Annotated in this window: 17 protein-coding genes and 1 pseudogene; 15 read left to right on the plus strand and 3 right to left on the minus strand. The window is 44.5% G+C overall.

All coding sequences use genetic code 11. From position 1 onward, the window contains the following. Window positions 1-331 (plus strand): annotated as a pseudogene (locus FU659_RS38920) (DUF421 domain-containing protein); the annotation flags it as partial. A 3-nt stretch (window positions 332-334) separates the two neighbouring features. Here FU659_RS38920 and spoVB read toward each other — a convergent pair. Continuing rightward, window positions 335-1,900: a stage V sporulation protein B gene (gene spoVB, locus FU659_RS19735; protein WP_147949146.1), complete on the minus strand. Its 1,566-nt coding sequence runs from the start codon at window positions 1,898-1,900 to the stop codon at window positions 335-337. 161 nt (window positions 1,901-2,061) lie between these two features. Here spoVB and FU659_RS19740 point away from each other — a divergent pair, with 161 nt between their 5' ends. From FU659_RS19740 to FU659_RS19785, 11 genes are all read left to right on the plus strand, one after another. Beyond that, window positions 2,062-2,418, plus strand: coding sequence for a post-transcriptional regulator (locus FU659_RS19740; RefSeq protein ID WP_315971338.1), 357 nt, complete (start codon window positions 2,062-2,064; stop codon window positions 2,416-2,418). 223 nt (window positions 2,419-2,641) lie between these two features. Beyond that, window positions 2,642-3,874, plus strand: coding sequence for a protein translocase subunit SecD (gene secD, locus FU659_RS19745; RefSeq protein WP_147949189.1), 1,233 nt, complete (start codon window positions 2,642-2,644; stop codon window positions 3,872-3,874). Then, complete coding sequence (gene secF / locus FU659_RS19750) at window positions 3,864-4,790, plus strand: protein translocase subunit SecF (protein WP_147949147.1); 927 nt, start codon at window positions 3,864-3,866, stop codon at window positions 4,788-4,790. The genes secD and secF overlap by 11 nt, the downstream gene beginning before the upstream one ends. Before the next feature lie 66 nt (window positions 4,791-4,856). Further along, entirely contained in the window at window positions 4,857-5,108 is a 252-nt protein-coding gene (locus FU659_RS19755; RefSeq protein ID WP_187274275.1) for a cation efflux transmembrane domain-containing protein, read from the plus strand. 41 nt (window positions 5,109-5,149) lie between these two features. Next, window positions 5,150-5,800 carry a cation diffusion facilitator family transporter gene (locus tag FU659_RS19760; protein ID WP_261807932.1) on the plus strand — a complete coding sequence of 217 codons (651 nt, stop codon included), beginning with the start codon at window positions 5,150-5,152 and terminating at the stop codon, window positions 5,798-5,800. Window positions 5,801-5,855: 55 nt separating this feature from the next. Then, on the plus strand, window positions 5,856-8,303 hold the full coding sequence (gene recJ, locus FU659_RS19765; protein ID WP_147949150.1) for a single-stranded-DNA-specific exonuclease RecJ: 2,448 nt from the start codon (window positions 5,856-5,858) through the stop codon (window positions 8,301-8,303). Then, entirely contained in the window at window positions 8,300-8,812 is a 513-nt protein-coding gene (locus FU659_RS19770) for an adenine phosphoribosyltransferase (protein ID WP_147949151.1), read from the plus strand. The genes recJ and FU659_RS19770 overlap by 4 nt, the downstream gene beginning before the upstream one ends. Before the next feature lie 186 nt (window positions 8,813-8,998). Further along, a complete protein-coding gene (locus FU659_RS19775) occupies window positions 8,999-11,182 on the plus strand; it encodes a RelA/SpoT family protein (protein ID WP_147949152.1) in 2,184 nt (727 codons plus the stop codon). Between the two features lie 15 nt (window positions 11,183-11,197). Further along, window positions 11,198-11,638, plus strand: coding sequence for a D-aminoacyl-tRNA deacylase (gene dtd / locus FU659_RS19780; protein WP_147949153.1), 441 nt, complete (start codon window positions 11,198-11,200; stop codon window positions 11,636-11,638). Between the two features lie 84 nt (window positions 11,639-11,722). After that, window positions 11,723-11,896: a hypothetical protein gene (locus FU659_RS35665; RefSeq protein WP_187274276.1), complete on the plus strand. Its 174-nt coding sequence runs from the start codon at window positions 11,723-11,725 to the stop codon at window positions 11,894-11,896. 215 nt (window positions 11,897-12,111) lie between these two features. Further along, window positions 12,112-14,007, plus strand: coding sequence for an FAD-dependent oxidoreductase (locus FU659_RS19785; protein WP_261807933.1), 1,896 nt, complete (start codon window positions 12,112-12,114; stop codon window positions 14,005-14,007). Between the two features lie 79 nt (window positions 14,008-14,086). On the opposite strand, the gene FU659_RS19790 is transcribed toward FU659_RS19785, so the two are convergent. Together FU659_RS19790 and FU659_RS19795 are read right to left on the minus strand one after the other, a co-directional pair. Next, window positions 14,087-14,383 carry a hypothetical protein gene (locus FU659_RS19790; RefSeq protein ID WP_147949155.1) on the minus strand — a complete coding sequence of 99 codons (297 nt, stop codon included), beginning with the start codon at window positions 14,381-14,383 and terminating at the stop codon, window positions 14,087-14,089. A gap of 303 nt (window positions 14,384-14,686) precedes the next feature. Further along, window positions 14,687-15,079, minus strand: coding sequence for a DoxX family protein (locus FU659_RS19795; protein ID WP_147949156.1), 393 nt, complete (start codon window positions 15,077-15,079; stop codon window positions 14,687-14,689). A 121-nt stretch (window positions 15,080-15,200) separates the two neighbouring features. Between FU659_RS19795 and FU659_RS19800 the strand changes: the two genes are divergently transcribed. The 3 genes from FU659_RS19800 (at window position 15,201) to aspS (ending at window position 19,098) form a co-directional block, all read left to right on the plus strand. Next, entirely contained in the window at window positions 15,201-15,506 is a 306-nt protein-coding gene (locus tag FU659_RS19800; RefSeq protein ID WP_147949157.1) for a winged helix-turn-helix transcriptional regulator, read from the plus strand. A gap of 429 nt (window positions 15,507-15,935) precedes the next feature. After that, the gene (gene hisS / locus FU659_RS19805) at window positions 15,936-17,201 is read left to right on the plus strand and encodes a histidine--tRNA ligase (RefSeq protein WP_147949158.1); all 1,266 of its coding nucleotides are present in this window, start codon (window positions 15,936-15,938) and stop codon (window positions 17,199-17,201) included. 115 nt (window positions 17,202-17,316) lie between these two features. Further along, on the plus strand, window positions 17,317-19,098 hold the full coding sequence (aspS, locus tag FU659_RS19810) for an aspartate--tRNA ligase (RefSeq protein WP_147949159.1): 1,782 nt from the start codon (window positions 17,317-17,319) through the stop codon (window positions 19,096-19,098). Window positions 19,099-19,124: the final 26 nt, after the last annotated feature.

The raw sequence follows: 19,124 nt of genomic DNA on the forward strand, positions 1-19,124 counted from the left end.
TTTAATGCTGCAGCTTAGACAAAATAAGTGATGAATGTAGCTGACGTGGAATTTGCCATTCTGGAGTCTTCAGGAAGTTAAGTGTTGTAGAGAAAAAAATGAAAGAAGCAGCGGCCGTCGACGATCCGCCCATAGGTGCGATTCGCTATGAAGGACTTCCGCTGCGCTTATTATGGATGGCAAAGTGCAGGATGATAATTTAGAAAAAATAGGAAAAACCAGATTTTGGCTAAAAAATCAGCTTCAAGCAAAAGGTGTGCGTGACTTTAAAGAAGTGTTTTACTGTTCCATTGATCATCGCGGCAGAATGTTCTTGGATCGGAAGAGGTAAATCTTAAGGAAGGATTCTTTTGCCTTTATCCAAAAGTCTAGTCATATCCTTTACACGGATAAGGCGGAAAAGCGTAATAATGAGTAAATAAATGAAGAATCCAATTAGGCAGGAAGTTACAAAACGGAGCCAGTCTATTGACGTCCAGGGTGTATACATCACCAGGTAGCTGCAAAGTCCGGAAAGCACCATAGCAGCTCCGATTTTACCAAAATCGCTGCCCTCCATGCGGAATTTCAACAGACGTACCACACTATTCCAATGCAGCAGCGTTACCAGAACTATGTTCACATTAATCGCAAAAACGGCGCCATGAATACCCATTTCCGGCTTGCTGGCCAGCCAATAGATGAGAATTAACTTGACCGAAGAGCCAATCAATGTGTTGACTAATGCCGCACCTGGCTTATTCAACGCTTGCAGGGTAGATTGCAGCGGCGCCTGAAAATAAATGAATATGGCTATGGGAGCCATCATTTTCAACATAATGGCTACGTCAGGTTGATTGTACATATATGTGCAAATCGGTTCTGCCAGAACGAACATAAGAACTGTAAACGGTGCCCCGGTAACTAAGGCTAGCTTTAACGATTGGTGTAGGCGCATATGAATCGTTTTGGTATCTTTTCTTGTGGCAGCTTCACTTAAAGATGGGATAAGAGAAACCGATAAGGACATGGTCAGTGCGCTAGGGAGAAGAATGATCGGAATGATCATTCCTTGCAAAGCTCCGTATTGTGCTGTCGCCAATGAAGTGGAAATGCCTGCAATAGCCAAGCTTTGTGCAATCAGAATGGACTCGAAAAGATAAGAACTTGCTCCAATCAATTTGCTTCCGGTAATGGGAACCGATATTTTCAAAATTTGGCGTAAATGAGATAATCGACCGATGACTTGATTCGAATTCATAGGTGCGATGGGTAAAGACTGAGAGGATTTCTTGTCATATCTAAAATGAATGGCCAGCACAACAAGTCCTGCAATTTCTCCAGCAAGCACACCTATCATAGCTCCGGCAGCGGCATATTCGATACCGTAGGGGATCATGACATAGGAACATACAAGAACCATCACTATGCGAATAAGTGTCTCCATGATTTGCGAAGTTGCGGTTGGAATCATGTTCTGCCTGCCTTGGAAATACCCGCGATACACGGCAGATACGCCGATGACTGGAATCATAGGGCTCATGCAAAGAAATGTATAATAAACACGCGAATCGGTTAACAGATGAGACGTAATCCAGGAAGCTCCCGCCAAACAAATAAACGTAAAAATGACGCTGAGACCAATGGTTAAAAAGAGCGATATTCGGAGAATGCTGCGAATTCGCAATTCATTGCGCTCAGCTTCGGCTTCCGCAATGAGCTTGGCGATGGCTATGGGAATGCCGCCCGTAATAATTGTTAATATGACTGACAGGAAGGGCCAACCCATGTGATAGATCCCAATGCCTTCTGCACCAATGACACGCGGCAAAGTAATTCTGGGTATGAAACCGAGAATACGGTTTAAGATACCTGCAGCTAGCAGGATCATCGTACCTCTAATAAATGACTGCTTGGTCAATGCCATTCCCTCTTCCGCTACTTGTCATATCCTATGAATATGCGGGGGTTGGCCAAGCTCATGCTAACAATTTGTGGACAGGGTATATTTAGGCAGGAAAATGGGGGAGGGATAGCGAATAATGAGTGAAAATACAAATTAGCCTTAGGAGGAATCTCCCTATGAACGGAGAAGACAACGATCCAGTGCATCATAATCCTGAGGACAGGGATGTCAAACAAGGCGAGCAAACAGAGACGGTATTCATAGAAATGGATGATGATGATGATGAAGTTGTTCTTTCTGATTTAGAGCTTAATGAGGTTATTGAAAGTTTATGTTTGAGCAAAGTCGAAGAATTCATTATGCTGGGCTACGAACATGTGAGTGGCAAAGATATATGGGATTGCGTTAGTGATAAGTATCGAAAATCAGGCGTCCCTTCTCTACATCAAATCGTCAATGATATCTTGTCGCTCAAAACGACGAAGTTTATGAACTGGATGACGCTTAGTGTCTACAAGGGAGCCCAATTCTAAGAAGTGGGCTTATTTTTTTACCACATCAGAAAGTATAAGTTTTCGGCTCCCGAAAACCGCTTTCTGATTGGCGATAAAACCAACCTCTAAACGCGGTCGCTCATCATTGAATGGCCTCGATAGAGGTTTTCTCATTTTTTATGTAAGGAAGTTAAATTGACTCGTTTTTCAGACCTGAGTATAATAGGCATATTGAGTATGGAAGGGAGACAAGCCAGAGATGCTGGATTGGAAAAGAATCTCGTTCTTTTTTCTAACGGTTGTTGTTGTACTCGGAGCAATTGCGGCAACAAGCCCTAGTCTTGTAGAACGAATTAAGCTTGGATTGGATTTAAAAGGCGGGTTTGAAATTTTGTACACCGCAGAGCCATTGAGTTCTGGGCAACCTTTGACAAATGAAACGCTTACACAGGCAGCGCAAAGTCTTGCAAAGCGCGCTGACACTCTTGGTGTGGCTGAACCTGAGGTTAATCCGGAAGGAACAGACCGTATTCGTGTTCGTTTAGCAGGGGTAGAAAATGAAGAAGAAGTTAGAACGTTGATGTCTAAGCCTTCCGTGCTTACCTTCCGAGGTCCGGATGGAACGATTTATATGAACGGAACCGATTTTGTTGAGAACGCGGCGAAGTTAAGCTACGATCAAAATACGAAACAACCGATTGTTGAAATCAAGATGAAAAGCAGAGAGAAATTCAAAGAAGTAACGACCAAATTGGTTGGCAGCACATTGTCTATTTATCTGGATGATCAATTGCAATCAACAGCCTCTGTGAATTTTCCCATTGACAGTGATTCGGCAATCATTACACAAACAAGTGTAACGGAAGCGACGAAAGTAGCTAAAATGATTAATTTAGGCGCTATGCCTTTGAAATTAACAGAGAAATATATTCAACGTGTTGATGCTACGTTGGGTAAAGCATCCTTGCATCAAACAGCTAGAGCGGGACTGATTGCTTCCATCCTAATTTTCATTTTTATGGTTGCTTATTACCGCGCTCCGGGTCTTGTGGCTGCATTTACTCTTATTACATACGTATGGCTGCTGTTAGCTATATTTGATTTTATGAACGCTACCCTCACGTTGCCTGGTATTGCGGCTCTCGTTTTGGGAGCGGGTATGGCGGTCGACGCCAATATTATAACCTATGAACGGATTCGTGAAGAGATTCGGGCGGGCAAGAGCATTCTTTCTTCCTTGAAAGCAGGCTCCAAACATTCGTTCCGTACCATCATGGATGCTAACGTAACGAATTTAATTGCTGGTATTGTACTCTACTATGTCGGAAACGGAGCCATTCGCGGATTTGCCGTCATTACGATGTTGAGTATTATTATCAGTATCTTAACGAACGTCGTATTCTCAAGATGGCTGCTGCATCTTATCATACGAGGCAACTTGCTGAAAAAGCCAAGTTATTTTGGTGTGAAGGAGGCAGACATTCGTGGGCTTTAAGAAACAGTTTGATTTTGTAAAAAACCGCAACAAGTTTTTCATTATTTCGATTGCCATCTTGCTTGTGGGCTTAACCGTTATGCTGGTTTCTGGCATGAATTTTGGCGTCGATTTTAAAGCGGGAACGAATATTGATCTCGTTGTCGGTAAGCAGCTGAATAGTGTCAAAGTGGAAGAAATACTTCACAAGCTTACCGCGGATGGGGACGTGAAGTCCCGCTATGCTGACCCAACAATCGGTGGCAACAACAGTGATCGTGTCTCTATTCGTTTCGATGACGTACTGAACGATGATACGGTTAATAAAATCCAAAAGGCTTTTGCCACAGCTTACAGCGCAGAAGTTTCCAAGGAGATTAATACCGTAGACCCTCAGTTAGCCAAAGAATTGCTGCTTAAAGCCGTATATGCGATCGCAATTTCTAGTGTACTAATATGCGTGTATGTCAGCATCCGGTTTGAATGGCGTTTCGCTATTGCAGCGATTATCGCTATTCTACACGATGCATTTATGGTTATCGCAGTGTTTGCTATTTTCAGATTAGAAGTAAACCTGCCATTCCTAGCAGCTGTACTGACGACGATCGGTTACTCCATTAACGATAAAATTGTTATTTTTGACCGTATTCGTGAAAACTTGAGATTCGCTAAGCTAAAAACGGATGTAGATGTCGCGGCGCTCGTTAATGACAGTATTTGGCAGACGATGGCGCGAAATATTAATACGGTTTTGGTGGTCTTATTGGCCGCAGGGTGTTTGTACATTTTCGGAAGTGAATCCATTAAGCTTTTCGCTCTTGCGAAATTAATTGGGTTGACAAGCGGTGCTTACTCTTCCGTCTTTATTGCTTGTTCCCTGTGGTTCTTATTGAAAAGAAAATCTGTATCCAGTGCTAAAAAGAAAGCAGCAGCGTAATAAGCATACGAACTGGCCGCGTGAATGTTGCGCGGCCTTTGTATCCGTTCAGGAGGGAATGGCAACGTGGATGACGAGCGTTTTGAAAAAACTGAACTCGCTGTCTGGGCCGACACTGCAGTTACTATGATCCTTGCGATTATTACAGGGGCTATTGGCTTAATGGCACAGAGTAAAGCACTGCTCGCCGATTCGGCTCATTCAATTTCTGTTGCTGTGAGTTCTGTTGTTGGTTTAATCAAACGTAAGACTAATAGGATATCGACAGATAGAGTGTACACAGAGGTCCTAAACAGAAGTCGTCGATATCGACGATAATCCTATCCCTAATTCTTTCGGTTATTGGCGCAGAGATAGGGTTGTCGGCAATCAAATCGATAGCGCACGGGGCAAATGAGCCTCCACAAATGTATGCCTTTGCTACAGTAGGTATCTCACTGATTATTAAAGAATTGATGCATCAATATGCGAGCAAGCAAGGGAAGAAAGTGGAGTCTTCAACCTACATGTCCCGGGCGCGCAATCGATCCTATGCGTACTCTTCGCTATTAGCTTTAGTAGGTATTGCTGGATCTCTAACGGGTAAATATGTAAATATGCCTGCTCTTTATTACCTTGATCCATGCGCAAGCTTAGTGATTTCTCTCCTTGTTTTGAGGATGAGCTATAGGGCTGCCATGGAGATTATTCCGAAACCTGTCATACAAATGGAGCAGGAGGATTCAACTGAATTGATTGCTGCTGTGCAAAACGTTAATGGCGTAATAACGGTAGATAGCTTGAAGGCGTTCGAACAAGGGCATTACGTTAGTGTGGATATCGAAGTAAGCGTCAATCCCAGTGTCTCGGTTTGGGAAGGGCATGAAATTGCGAAAAGAGTGAAGCGGCAATTAATGAAACGATTTCATCATGTTTCGGAAGTGACCGTTCTTGTCCATCCTTATGATGTAGGGTATCCCTATAAAAATACCGAGCTTGAACACGGGGATTACCCGTCTGTTATTCATTAATTGCTTGCTTACGAAGAACGTTATTCAGAGTTAAACGCTAAGGAGGACACACCAAGTGCTAGCACCCAAGGCAAGATGGAGCATAGGCAATGCGGATGAAGAGCTTATAGAGACATTCGTTCGCGATTTACAATTGAACCCGCTCGTCGCCAGAATGCTTGTTCTCCGAAATATACGCACTTTACAAGAAGCTGAACAGTTTATGCACGGCAGTCTTCATGATTACCATGATCCATTTCTGCTGGATGGTATGCATGCTGCTGTAGAGCGAATTCGGAAAGCCATAACTCAGGCTGAGCTTATTCGTATTTACGGGGATTACGACGCTGATGGTGTGAGCAGCACTTCACTAATGATCCATTTGCTGAAAGGGATGGGTGCTCGGTTCGATAGCTATATCCCGCATCGCATTCGGGAAGGATATGGACTGAATCGCTCAGCTATTGAATTAGCTCAAGATCAAGGAGTATCCTTGTTCATTACGGTGGATACGGGAATTAGCGCCGCATCAGAGGTTGCTTATATACAAGAGTTAGGCATGGATGTTATCGTAACTGATCATCATGAACCTCCTGCTGTCTTACCGCAAGCGTTGGCCGTGATCAATCCAAAGAAACCGGGCTGTGCTTATCCCTACAAGCATCTGGCAGGTGTCGGCGTGGCGTTTAAGCTTGCGCACGCTTTGCTTGGTCGAATACCCGAGGAGTTGCTGGAATTCGCCGCTTTGGGCACAGTCGCTGATTTGATGCCGCTAACCGGAGAGAATCGACTCATTGTAAAAATGGGACTGTCGCGTATGCAAGCTTCTACGTATGCAGGCTTTCGTTCACTAATCCAAGTATCCGGCATAGAGCGTAAAGAAGTGACAGCCTCGCACATCGGTTTCTCCCTTGCGCCTAGGATTAATGCAAGCGGACGTCTGGAAGCAGCAGATACAGCCGTTAGGCTGCTCACAACGACGGATGAGCAAGAAGCGGAGCAAATCGCCTTTGATCTGGATTTGCTCAATAAAGAACGTCAACGAATCGTGGAAGAGATGGTCAGTGAAGCTTTCGAATTGGCCGAACAGCAGCGTGCTCAGGGCTTTGATAAAGTGATTGTTGTTGCGAAGGAAGAATGGAACGTGGGTGTTGTTGGGATCGTGGCATCCAAGATTGTTGATAAATTTTATCGGCCAACGCTTGTGTTAAGCATTGATCCACTTACTGGGATAGCCAAGGGCTCAGCACGATCCATAGCAGGCTTTGATTTGCATCACGCATTAACAGCTTGCGAGGAGTGGCTTGATCATTATGGTGGCCATCAAGCAGCTGCGGGAATGTCTCTAAATAGCATCCATCTAGATGTTTTCAGGAAGAAGCTGAATGAACTTGCAGAAGAATCGCTTACGGAAGAGGATTTCATTCCGCTTCTGCATGCTGATGCCGTGTGCAGTTTGCCTGATGTACCTATTGGAAGCATTGAGCAGCTCGAGAAACTGGCGCCATTCGGCATGGGAAATCCTGCTCCAAGGTTCATGTTCAGTGATCTCTCTCTTGATGAGATTCGCACGATGGGGAAAGAAAAGCAGCATCTGAAGTTAGCGCTTTCGCAAGTTTCGGATGAGGTGAGCTGCTCGGTTGAGGCTGTTGGCTTTGGGAAGGGCAGCCTTGCAGGATTAATCACACCTAGCGCTAAGCTCGATGTGTTGGGTGAGCTGTCCATAAACGAATGGAATGGTGTTCGCAAGCCACAAATTCTCATGCAGGATCTACGAATTATTCATATGCAGCTATTCGATTGGCGCGGAGTGGGTCAGCTGGATAAAAAAATAGCTGAGCTTAAACATTTGGCTTCTTCAGCAAGCGGCCAAGCTGCATGTACGCCAGCTATCGTATTATTCGACGAAGCGGATGTTTCATTATTTGCTTCTACGGCTTTTCAAATTGGTGAATCAGTCCCCTATTGGATACTAAAAGATTCGGATGAATTGCTTCCCGGTAACGAGCTGGCAAGCAGGCTTGATTTTGCAAGCGTGCAGGACATCATTTTTTACACGATACCGCGCAGTTTAGCCAGTTTGCAAAGCCTCCTTCAACAGGCAAAAGGAATGATGCGATGTTACGCTGTTTTTGCAGAGCTAAGGCCCAACACAGGAAGTACCCTGCCATCTCGAGAAATGTTTAAGACGATCTACGCAACTTTGCAAAAAGAAGGTTCAATCCCAGTGCAGGATACTCGCCTACTAACAGGCATTAGCAAGCGTTCTGGGCTTTCTACTCCGATGATTCAATTTATTTTATCTGTGTTTGAAGAACTGAATTTTACAGAAAGACAAGGGGCCTTCGTTAAATTGCAAGCCTCACCAGCTAAGAAAGATCTCACAGCATCCCGTTTGTATCAACATAGATTGCATCGCCAAGAAGTTGAATCGATTGTTATGTACTCCTCTGCCAAAGAGTTGGAACGATGGATTGCAGAGAAAACTCAAAAAGTAAACCACATAATGGAGGAAATCATATGAATTTCAAAGATTACATTCGCGTCATCCCGGACTATCCACAGCCAGGTATCCGTTTCAAAGACATTACGACATTGCTTCAAAATGGGCCTGTATATAGAGAAGCTATTGATCAGCTGAGACAACTGATTAAAGAGAAGGAAATCGATGTGATTGCAGGGCCGGAAGCGCGCGGATTTGTTATTGGCGCTCCGCTTGCTTACGCACTTGGCGTGGGCTTTATTCCAATTCGCAAAAGCGGCAAACTGCCAGGTGATACCATTGAAGCCGATTACGCCCTTGAATACGGCAAGGATAAATTAGCTATGCATACGGATGCCATCAAACCGGGACAAAAGGTTCTTATTGCCGATGATCTTCTGGCAACAGGTGGAACGATTCAAACTTCCATAGACCTGATCAAACAGCTTGGCGGAGAAATAGTTGGAGCTGCTTTCTTAATTGAGCTAACCTATTTGGACGGTAGATCAAAGTTTGATGGGCTTGATGTTGTTTCCTTAGTTCAATATTAAAAAGAGACAAAAGCACCTAATTATTGCCTAGGCAATAATTAGGTGCTTTCCTCACATTGAGGGAATTAAAGAAAATAAGGCGAGAAAATGATGTATTTTGTCGAAAGTACGAAAGCGAACAGTTGACGTGGAGCCTGACTTGCAGGCATAATGAATAAAAATCGATTAAAGGGAATGGGTAGATGCATGGGTATAGAGCAACTGCTGGAAAAGGCCGCCACCTATCTGAAAGAGAATGATTTGCAGAGGATTAGGGAGGCCTATGAATTCGCGGATGAAGCCCATCATGGCCAAGTGCGCAAATCGGGAGAGCCCTATATTCTGCATCCATTAGCTGTAGCGGATATTTTGGTCAACATGCAGATGGATGTTACTTCCATTATAGCGGCATTACTGCATGATGTTGTTGAAGATACAACAGTTTCATTAGAAACTGTTCTTGATAAATTCGGTAAAACATGTGCGATGCTCGTCGATGGCTTGACGAAATTGGAGCGTATCAAGTTTAAGTCCAAAGAAGAGCAGCAGAATGAGAATTACCGTAAAATGTTCGTCGCGATGGCGCAGGATATTCGTGTCATTCTCATTAAACTGGCGGATCGACTGCATAATATGCGGACGCTGAAATATCAATCCGAAGAAAGCCAGCGACGTATTGCTGAGGAAACCTTAGAAATTTTCTGTCCGATTGCGCATCGGCTTGGTATCTCTACGATAAAGTGGGAGATGGAGGATATTGCACTCCGCTATTTAAATCCACAACAGTATTACCGAATCGTTAATCTCATGCAGAAAAAACGGACAGAGCGTGAGCAATACATCGAAGATGTGATCCACAGCATCAAAGAGAAGTTGGATGAAATGGGGATTCCAGGGGATATATCCGGAAGACCGAAGCATCTTTACAGCATTTACAAAAAAATGAGCTCTCGAGGCAAACAGTTTAATGAGATCTATGATCTCATGGCGCTTCGTGTTATTGTTGACGGCATCAAGGACTGCTATGCCTCTTTAGGCATCATTCACACCCTATGGAAGCCGATGCCGGGGCGGTTCAAGGATTATATTGCTATGCCGAAGCCCAATATGTATCAGTCTTTGCATACGACTGTAATTGGTCCTAAAGGCGAGCCTTTGGAAGTACAAATTCGTACATGGGAAATGCATAAAACGTCTGAATTCGGTATAGCAGCGCATTGGGCCTATAAAGAAGGCGGATCTGTGGGTCCATCTGGTACATTTGAGGATAAAATGAGTTGGTTCCGCGAGATTTTGGAACTGCAGCATGAAACAAGCGATGCTTCTGAATTCATGGAATCTATGAAGATGGATTTCTTTTCAGATCTCGTTTTCGTCTTTACGCCCAAAGGAGAGGTCATCGAGCTTCCTGCCGGTTCTGTACCGCTTGATTTTGCTTATCGGATTCATACTGAAGTGGGTAATCGCACGATTGGCGCCAAGGTGAATTCTCGCATTGTGCCGCTGGACCATAAACTCAAAACCGGTGATATCATTGAGATTTTAACCTCTAAGCATTCTTATGGACCTAGTCAGGACTGGATTAAAATCGCCCAATCCTCACATGCTCGCAGTAAAATTAAGCAGTGGTTCAAAAAAGAGAAACGCGAAGAGAATGTGGAAAAAGGGAAAGACATGATTGAGCGTGAGCTCAAGCGTTTGGCCATTGATCCGCCAACGCTGATGAGTGACGATAAAATGCTGGAAGCAGCAAGAAAATTTAATTTTAATGATATTGAAGATATGCTGTCTGCCGTCGGTTTTGGTGGCATTACTGCTGCACAAATATGTACCAAATTAACGGAGAAGCTGCGTAAAGAAGCTGAAGAGGCGCAAGCCTTGCAGCTTACCAGCGAGGTTAAAGAAGTTAAATCGCAGCAGGCTGAGAAAAAGGGCCGCCCAACCAATGGAGTTCGTGTCAAAGGTGTGGACAACTTGCTCGTACGTTTTGCTCGCTGCTGTAATCCGGTGCCTGGTGATGCTATTATTGGCTATATTACACGTGGTCGCGGCGTATCGGTTCATCGGTCGGATTGCACGAATATTCCTGTCGGCACGGGCGAAGAGGAACGTGTCATTGAGGTGGATTGGGCAGAAGCGGTTGAGTCTAATTTCAATGTTGAAATTGAAATTACAGGTCATGACCGTCGCGGCTTCCTGAATGAGGTTCTACAGGCTGTTTCAGAAAGCAAAACTATGATTTCTGCGGTATCCGGCCGTTCGGACAAAAATAAAATGGCTACCATTCATATGACGATATTAATAAAAAATATTGATCATTTACAATCGGTAGTTGAGAAAATTAAGCGTGTCAAAGACGTGTACTCCGTGCAACGTATCATGCAAAGCTAGGAGATTTTGTGAGCGATGAGAGTAGTCATTCAACGGTGTAAACGAGCCGAAGTAACCGTAAACGATGTTTCAATTGGCCGTATTGAGCAGGGGCTGATGCTGTTAGTGGGGATTACGCATGAGGATACGGAGCAGGATGCCAAGTATGTGGCTAATAAAATAGCAGGGCTGCGTATTTTCGAGGATGAAACAGGAAAGATGAACCTTTCTGTCTTAGAGACAGGCGGACAAATTTTATCCGTTTCACAGTTTACTCTTTATGGAGATTGTCGAAATGGGAAGCGTCCGAATTTCATGTCCGCGGCAAGACCCGAACATGCACAGCCGCTTTATGACTTATTTAATGAGCTTTTGCGCTCATTAGGCTTACAAGTGGAAACAGGCGCTTTTGGTGAAATGATGGATGTATCCTTCACTAACTGGGGACCTGTGACATTGATTATTGATAGTAAATAAGTAGTTTTCGTTGCTCATTAAGGATATTAGACTTTCCGTCTGGCTATACTACAAGTGTATAAACTTGCAGTTAGGAGCATCCAGATGCGGCAATCGATTAAACACAAAGCCATGACGGCTCCGGAGCAGCAGTTGCTCCATGCTTCTTACGTTGAGCGGATGAGTCAAGCGCCTGCACTTGCTGATGTTGAAATAAGCGCTGAATTTACATCTGAGCAAGAAAAAGGTAAGAACACCCCAAAGAAATCATATCGATAAACGTAAAGCTGCACGTACTGGTTTACCAGTTCTGTGTGGCTTTATTTGTGTTCGTACATACGCACAATTTCTCTCCATCTTGAAAGTGTGGTAAACTAACAGTTGGTCATTTTACTTGAAAATAAAGATTAAAAATAGGGGATAAGGTGGGTGTTTTTGTAAGAATGGGAAATTCCAGAAGAGACAGTTCTTCTTCCAAAGGATGGCTTTGGTTGATGGCAGCCTTAATTTTACTTGCTGTGCTTGGCGCGGCAGCATCACTGTATTATCAGTATAAGCATCTTTCACATGGTGGACATAGCTCGGCAAAGCAAGAGCTTGAAGAAGTGAAATCGGTTAAGAAAGCCAAAGAAGCTTATGACGTCATTGTCGTCGGTACAGATCCCGAAGGCGTTGCTGCAGCTGTATCAGCAGCTCGCAACGGCTTGTCTACTTTGCTTGTTGATGGCCGGAATCGTGAGATTCTTGGCGGACTTATGACATTGGGATGGATTAACTCGCTGGATATGAATTATTCTTCCAGTAAAAACATATTTGGTAAAGACGATGTGTTCAATAAAGGATTTTTCTCAGAATGGTATGCCAAAATCGAAGGGGATTCTTTCGATGTCAATACAGCCGCGAATGCTTTTTACGATCTTGTTAAAAATGAGAAAAACATTGATATTTTGCTGAAAACTAAAAAAGTAGATCCGCTTATTTCAAAGGATCAAAATGCGGTGCAAGGAGCTACACTCACCCTTGAGAATGGGACTACGCAAGTAGTTAAAGCACATTCAGTTATCGATGCCACACAAGATGGCGATTTTGCGGCCGCTGCCGGCGTACCGTTCACGATCGGACATGAGGACATTGGAGACCCCAAATCCAAGATGGCTGTTACACTTGCATTCCGCCTAAAGAACGTCACCCCTGAAGTGTGGAATCTGATGGCAAAGAGATTAAATAGCAGTAACGATGGAAGTTCTGGTGTGACGGATGTAAGTGTGTACGGGTATAAAGAAATGAGCAGCTATCCTCCTCTTAACAAAGAAAGAGCGAAGATGAGAGGGCTCAATATGGGAAGACAGAATGACAATACGGTACTGATCAATGCCTTGCAAATTTTTGGTGTGGATACCTTTGATCCTAAATCTGTGCAAGAAGCTTTCGATATTGGTAAAAAAGAGTTGCCTAACGTGGTTGCTTATATGCAAAAAACGTTTCCTGAGTTCGCGAGTCTAGAGCTGGATGCTACAGCACCTGAGCTCTATGTTAGGGAAACCCGCCATATGCAAGGAGAATACCGACTTAATATCGTGGACGTCTGTACGAACAATGATCAATGGGATCGTATTGGTTTCGGCTCCTATCCGGTGGATATTCAACGGATCACGCCAACGGATTCAGGGAACGTTGTATGTAAACCGAAGCAATATGCGATTCCTTTCCGCAGTATAGTTCCACAGAAAGTCGATGGGCTTCTTGTCGTAGGTCGAGCGGCTAGCTATGATACGCTTCCTCATGGAAGCGCACGCGTAATGCCTACGGGAATGGCCGAAGGAGAGGCAGCTGGTGCCGCAGCAAAGCTTGCCCAGCAAGAGAATTTGACGTTCCGTCAGATGTCTGCGTCCAAGGACGTGATTGCGAAGCTTCAGACACAGCTGAATAAGCAAGGCATGGAGATCTCGCCTATGACCTTGAAAGCTCAACCGTTCATGGAACACAAAGAATTTGAAGGTTTGAAATCCGCTCTCATGCTTGGCTTGGCATCTGGCGCCTATGACAATAATTTTCATCTGGATGATCCATCGAATCCGAAACGAATGACCAATCTGGTGAATGGCGCGAAAAAAATGAAGCCGGATGCCTTCAAAGGTGATCCTACGGCTGCTATCGCAAAAATGGACAATTCCGATAAAGCAGCGTTAACGCTTGAACAAGCAGCTTACACCATAACGCAAGCCTTAGGATTGAAAACAGCGGCAGCCGAAGCCCCAGCTGAACTTACTAAAGCTAATCTGCTAACAGACGCTTCGTTAAAATTAATTGCAGACAAGATGAAATTAACGAATGCCGACACCTATATGATGATTAAAGATTTGAAGGTCGGATTAACAGGAAATCCTTAAAATAACGAATAAGAGCCATACTACCGTCTGAACACAGTAGTATGGCTCTTAACTTTGATGGGGGTGACTACGCTTACATTTAATCGATGTTGGCGTCATCCTCTTCGGCTTCAGCGGATTCTTCGGCAGATTCTTCCGCTTCATCTTCGGCTGCCTCTTCCTCGGCATCATCCGCTTCCTCAGCTTCTACTTCAGCTTCTGCATCCCCATCATCAGCTGCTTCTTCTTCCGCTTCCTCAGCATCATCTGATTGTTCAATGGCCTCTTCTTCGGCTGATTCTTCAGATACTTCTTCTGCAACTTCCTCTTCGGATTCTTCAGAGAAGAGCACCAGTAGGTCTTGTCGTTCCTCTTGAAACTCATTTTGTGTTGTCATTGTATCCAGCCTCCTGATTGTATAGTCAAGGCCATTTGCCTTGTTGTACATGTATATGTGAAAGTAGGCTGAATATACGAGGACAATGTCTTGAAAATGATTGTAAATTTTGAGGACAAGCTGTAATCAAATTGTAATTTAATTTTCATCTCCCTTTAATCATCCTTGGTTATACTTATTAACGACCCCCTTTAAAATATATATTTATTTGAGGCCTGCTGACATTGTGCTGCAGGCTATTTTCTTTGTTCGCAACGAAAAAGCCGCTCAGCCATATTAGGCGGAGCGGCTTTCAGCATGCTTTTACAAAAGAGCGTCGATCGAGTAGTCACCGGCACCGATAAGTGCCACACCAAGGGCAATTGCAAGTAAAATCAAGTTATACTCAATCCCATTGGAAGTAACCCAAAAGCCATTCTTCCCGTGAACTTTAATCATAGCAACTAACATCGTCAATACGATAAGCGCGGCACCTACTGAAGTCCAGAGACCAGCGGCGAAAAGCAAGCCGCCAACAATTTCAGCTAAACCTGCAAGCACCGCCATGAGTACACCAGGTTTAATGCCAATGGATTCGAAAAAGCCCCCGGTACCTTTTGGGCCATATCCACCAAACCAACCAAATACTTTCTGTGTGCCATGTGCAGCCATGGTGACCCCGATGACTAAGCGAATAATAAGTAAACCTAATGCCATTACTAACAACTCCTCTTTTAATATATTTTGTTTAACAACTTACTTTATGTTAGTATATTATTACGAAGTACTTACTTTTGTCAAGCGACTATGCTAAAATTGTTTTAAGGAGATGATTTATATGGAAGACTATCAACTGTGCCCAAAATTCGAGCATGCATTTGAACTTCTGGGTAAGCGATGGACGGGACTGATTGTTCATGTCTTGCTGACCGGACCGAAGCGTTTTAAAGATATATCTATACTCATCCCGAGTATGAGTGATCGTATGCTTTCGGAGAGATTCAAGGAGCTTGAGGCTGCAGAGATCATCATCCGTCATGTATACCCTGAGACGCCGGTTCGGATTGAGTATGAACTAACCCCAAAGGGAAAAGGGCTCAAACCAGTGATGGACGAGTTGCAAAAATGGGCCGATCAACACTAGGTTTGCTGACTTGACTTTGTGACAACCAATGATTACAATTAATTATAATGTAATTGGATATTTTTTATGATTCGTTGAAGGGAAAAAGTAAGTCGCCCCCACATACGCAGAGAAGGAAGTCTAGGCTGCAAACTTCCTAATGATGAGCGAACGAAAGACCTCCCCGAGAACAGGCTGGGAAATGCATATCGATGATTGTCGAAATGCGGAGTAGCAGTTTTGCGTATTACGGGCGTTAACCGTTTAAGCAGAACGATATTTTCGTTAACCTTTAGGTCGATGATAATTGGATTCTGGAATGTGGGTGGTACCACGGGTGAATTTGGTTATTCAAATCTCTCGTCCCTGACGAAAGTCGGGGGTGGGGGATTTTTTTGTTGTGAATGAGTGAATTCCATGTTGGGGAACAGATCAAAGGAGGTTGCACCCATGAGCATTCAAAAGCCAAAAGGTACACAGGATCTCTTGCCCGGTGAGGTGGAGAAGTGGCAGTACCTAGAGAGCAAAGCGAGAGACTTGTGCCAACGATTTAATTACAAAGAAATTCGTTCTCCGATTTTCGAGCACACCGAACTGTTTTCCAGAGGCGTCGGTGAAACAACAGATATCGTAGAAAAGGAAATGTACACCTTTCTTGATAAAGGGGATCGCAGCATCTCCCTGCGTCCGGAAGGCACAGCCGGTGTTGTTAGGGCTTATGTGGAAAACAAGCTTTACGGCATACCTGATCTTACGAAGCTGTACTATGTAGGATCTATGTTCCGCTATGAACAACCGCAGGCTGGGCGTTACCGTCAGTTCCACCAGTTTGGTATTGAAGCATTTGGATCCGTGGATCCAAGCATCGATGCGGAAGTGGTTGCACTAGGCTATACATTCTACAAAGAAATTGGGCTGCGAGATGTCACGGTAGAGATTAATTCCGTTGGGACACCAGCTGTGAGAACCGTATACCGCGAGAAGCTTCAGGCGTTTTTTGCCCCTGTGAAAGATAAGCTTTGCAAAGATTGCCAATCCCGTTATGACCGCAATCCGATGCGCATACTCGATTGCAAAATCGACCAAAAGTATGGAGAAGGCGCACCAGATATCCTGCAATATTTGGATGAAGAGTGCACGACTCACTTCTCACTTGTTCAAGAACACTTAACAGGTATGGGCATTCCTTTCAAAGTCAATCCGCGTCTGGTTCGTGGTCTGGATTACTATACGCATACAGCTTTCGAGTACAAAGCGGCAGGTATTGGCGCGATTGATACGATTGGTGGCGGCGGGCGCTATAATGGCCTCGTTGAGCAGATAGGCGGTCATGGCACCGATCAACCTGGGGTTGGACTTGGTTTAGGCCTTGAGCGTATATTGCTTGTGCTGCAAGCGCAAGGGGTAGAAATTCCGAAGCCGGAGCCGCTCGATGTATATCTGATTGGTTTAGGCGAGGCTGCTGAAAAAGAAATAACGAAGCTCCTGTATCAGCTTAGAACGCAGGGGATTAAGGCCGAAAAGGATTACCAAGGCCGCAAGATGAAGGCACAGATGAAATCAGCCGACCGCTTTCAAGCGACCTATGTCGCCATCCTTGGGGATGATGAATTAGAGCGAGGCGACATTACGCTGAAGAAAATGGATACCGGTACTCAATTAACGGTAGGTTTAGTGGATCTTGCATCAAACGCAGCAAAGACACTATTCGAATAGAACTTTGAATTTTACAACCAAAAGGAGAGACTTTGAGCTCAACTCAAAGCTCCCTATACAAAGGAGAGACTTTGAGTTCCACTCAAAGATCCCTATATTAGGAGGAAAAATAATTATGATGCTCAAAACACATCACTGTGGGCAGCTTACCAAAGCCCATGTAGGACAGACTGTAATTTTAAACGGGTGGGTACAAAGAAGACGTGACTTAGGTGGCGTTCTATTCATCGATTTACGTGATCGCAGCGGGCTTGTACAAACGGTTTTTAACCCGGATTTCTCAGGCGATGCTTTGGCTATCGCTGATCGTGCGCGCAACGAATACGTATTGGCTATTAAAGGGATCGTAGTTGAGCGTGATGCGGAAACTGTGAACAAAAATATTTCCACAGGTGAAATTGAAATCCAGGTTACTGAAATCGAAATTATGAACGCAGCCAAAACACCTCCGTTCTTCATCGAAGACGGCGTGGATGTGGATGAATCCGTTCGTTTGAAATATCGTTATTTGGACCTGCGTCGTCCTGAAATGCAAAAAACATTGATGCTTCGCTCCAAAGCGTCTAAAGTGTTCCGCAATTTCTTGGACGATCAAGGCTTTATTGAAGTAGAAACGCCGATCTTGACGAAAAGCACACCGGAAGGCGCTCGCGATTACTTAGTGCCAAGCCGTGTCCACGCGGGAGAGTTTTTCGCATTGCCGCAATCGCCGCAAATCTTTAAACAATTGCTGATGGTTGGTGGCTTAGAGCGTTATTACCAAATTGCCCGCTGCTTCCGTGATGAAGATCTTCGTGCTGACCGTCAACCGGAATTTACGCAAGTCGACATTGAGACTTCCTTCTTGTCCCAAGATCAATTGCTGGATATTTTGGAAGAGCTCGTGGTCAAATTAATGCAAGAAACAGCACAAGTGGAAATTCCTCGTCCATTCCAACGGATCACTTACGCGGATGCGATGAACAAATACGGTTCAGATAAACCGGATCTGCGTTTTGGACTTGAACTGGAAGATGTTTCTGATATCGTTCAAACCTCTGGCGTACAAGTATTCGCTAATGTGGTTAAAGGCGGCGGTCAAGTGAAGGCTCTTAACGCGAAAGGCTGTGGAACATGGAGTCGTAAAGAAATCGACGACCTCCTACCTTTTGCGGCGCGTTACGGAGCCAAAGGCTTGGCTTGGATTCAAGTCAAAGACGGCGAATTCAAAGGACCTATCGTGAAGTTTTTCAACGAAGCTGAAATCGCAGCATTAACAGAGCGTCTGGGTGTCGAAGAAGGGGATTTGCTGCTCTTCTCTGCGGATAAGAAGAAAGTCGTTGCCGATGTATTGGGTAACCTTCGTTTGAAAATCGGTCGTCAGCTTGGACTTATTGATGACTCCAAATTCAAATACGCGTGGGTTGTAGATTTCCCGCTTCTCGGATATGACGAAGAAGAGAAACGCTACGTAGCCGAACATCACCCATTCACACGTCCGAACGAAGATGATGTTCATTTCTTCGATACAGATCCGGGCCAAATTCGTGCGCAAGCTTACGATTTGGTATTGAACGGCTATGAAGTTGGCGGCGGTTCGATGCGTATTTACCAACGTGAAGTACAAGAGAAAATGTTCGGCGCTCTAGGCTTCTCCAAAGAAGAAGCTAACGAGAAGTTTGGCTTCTTGCTTGAAGCTTTTGAATATGGTACACCTCCGCATGGTGGTTTCGCTTTTGGTTTCGACCGTTTGGTGATGCTGATTACAGGCCGTACCAACCTGAGAGAAACGATTGCATTCCCGAAAACAGCGAGCGCAACAGATTTGTTGACGGATGCACCTGGAACGGTAGATGACAAGCAGCTGGAACAGCTGTCGATTCGCTTAGCGCTGAAGCAGCCTGCTGCTAAAGCCTAAGATACATTGAAAGAGGAAGTGTTTCT

It is taken from the genome of Paenibacillus sp. N3.4, from assembly GCF_008017805.1.
Classification (GTDB): Bacteria; Bacillota; Bacilli; order Paenibacillales; family NBRC-103111; genus Paenibacillus_E.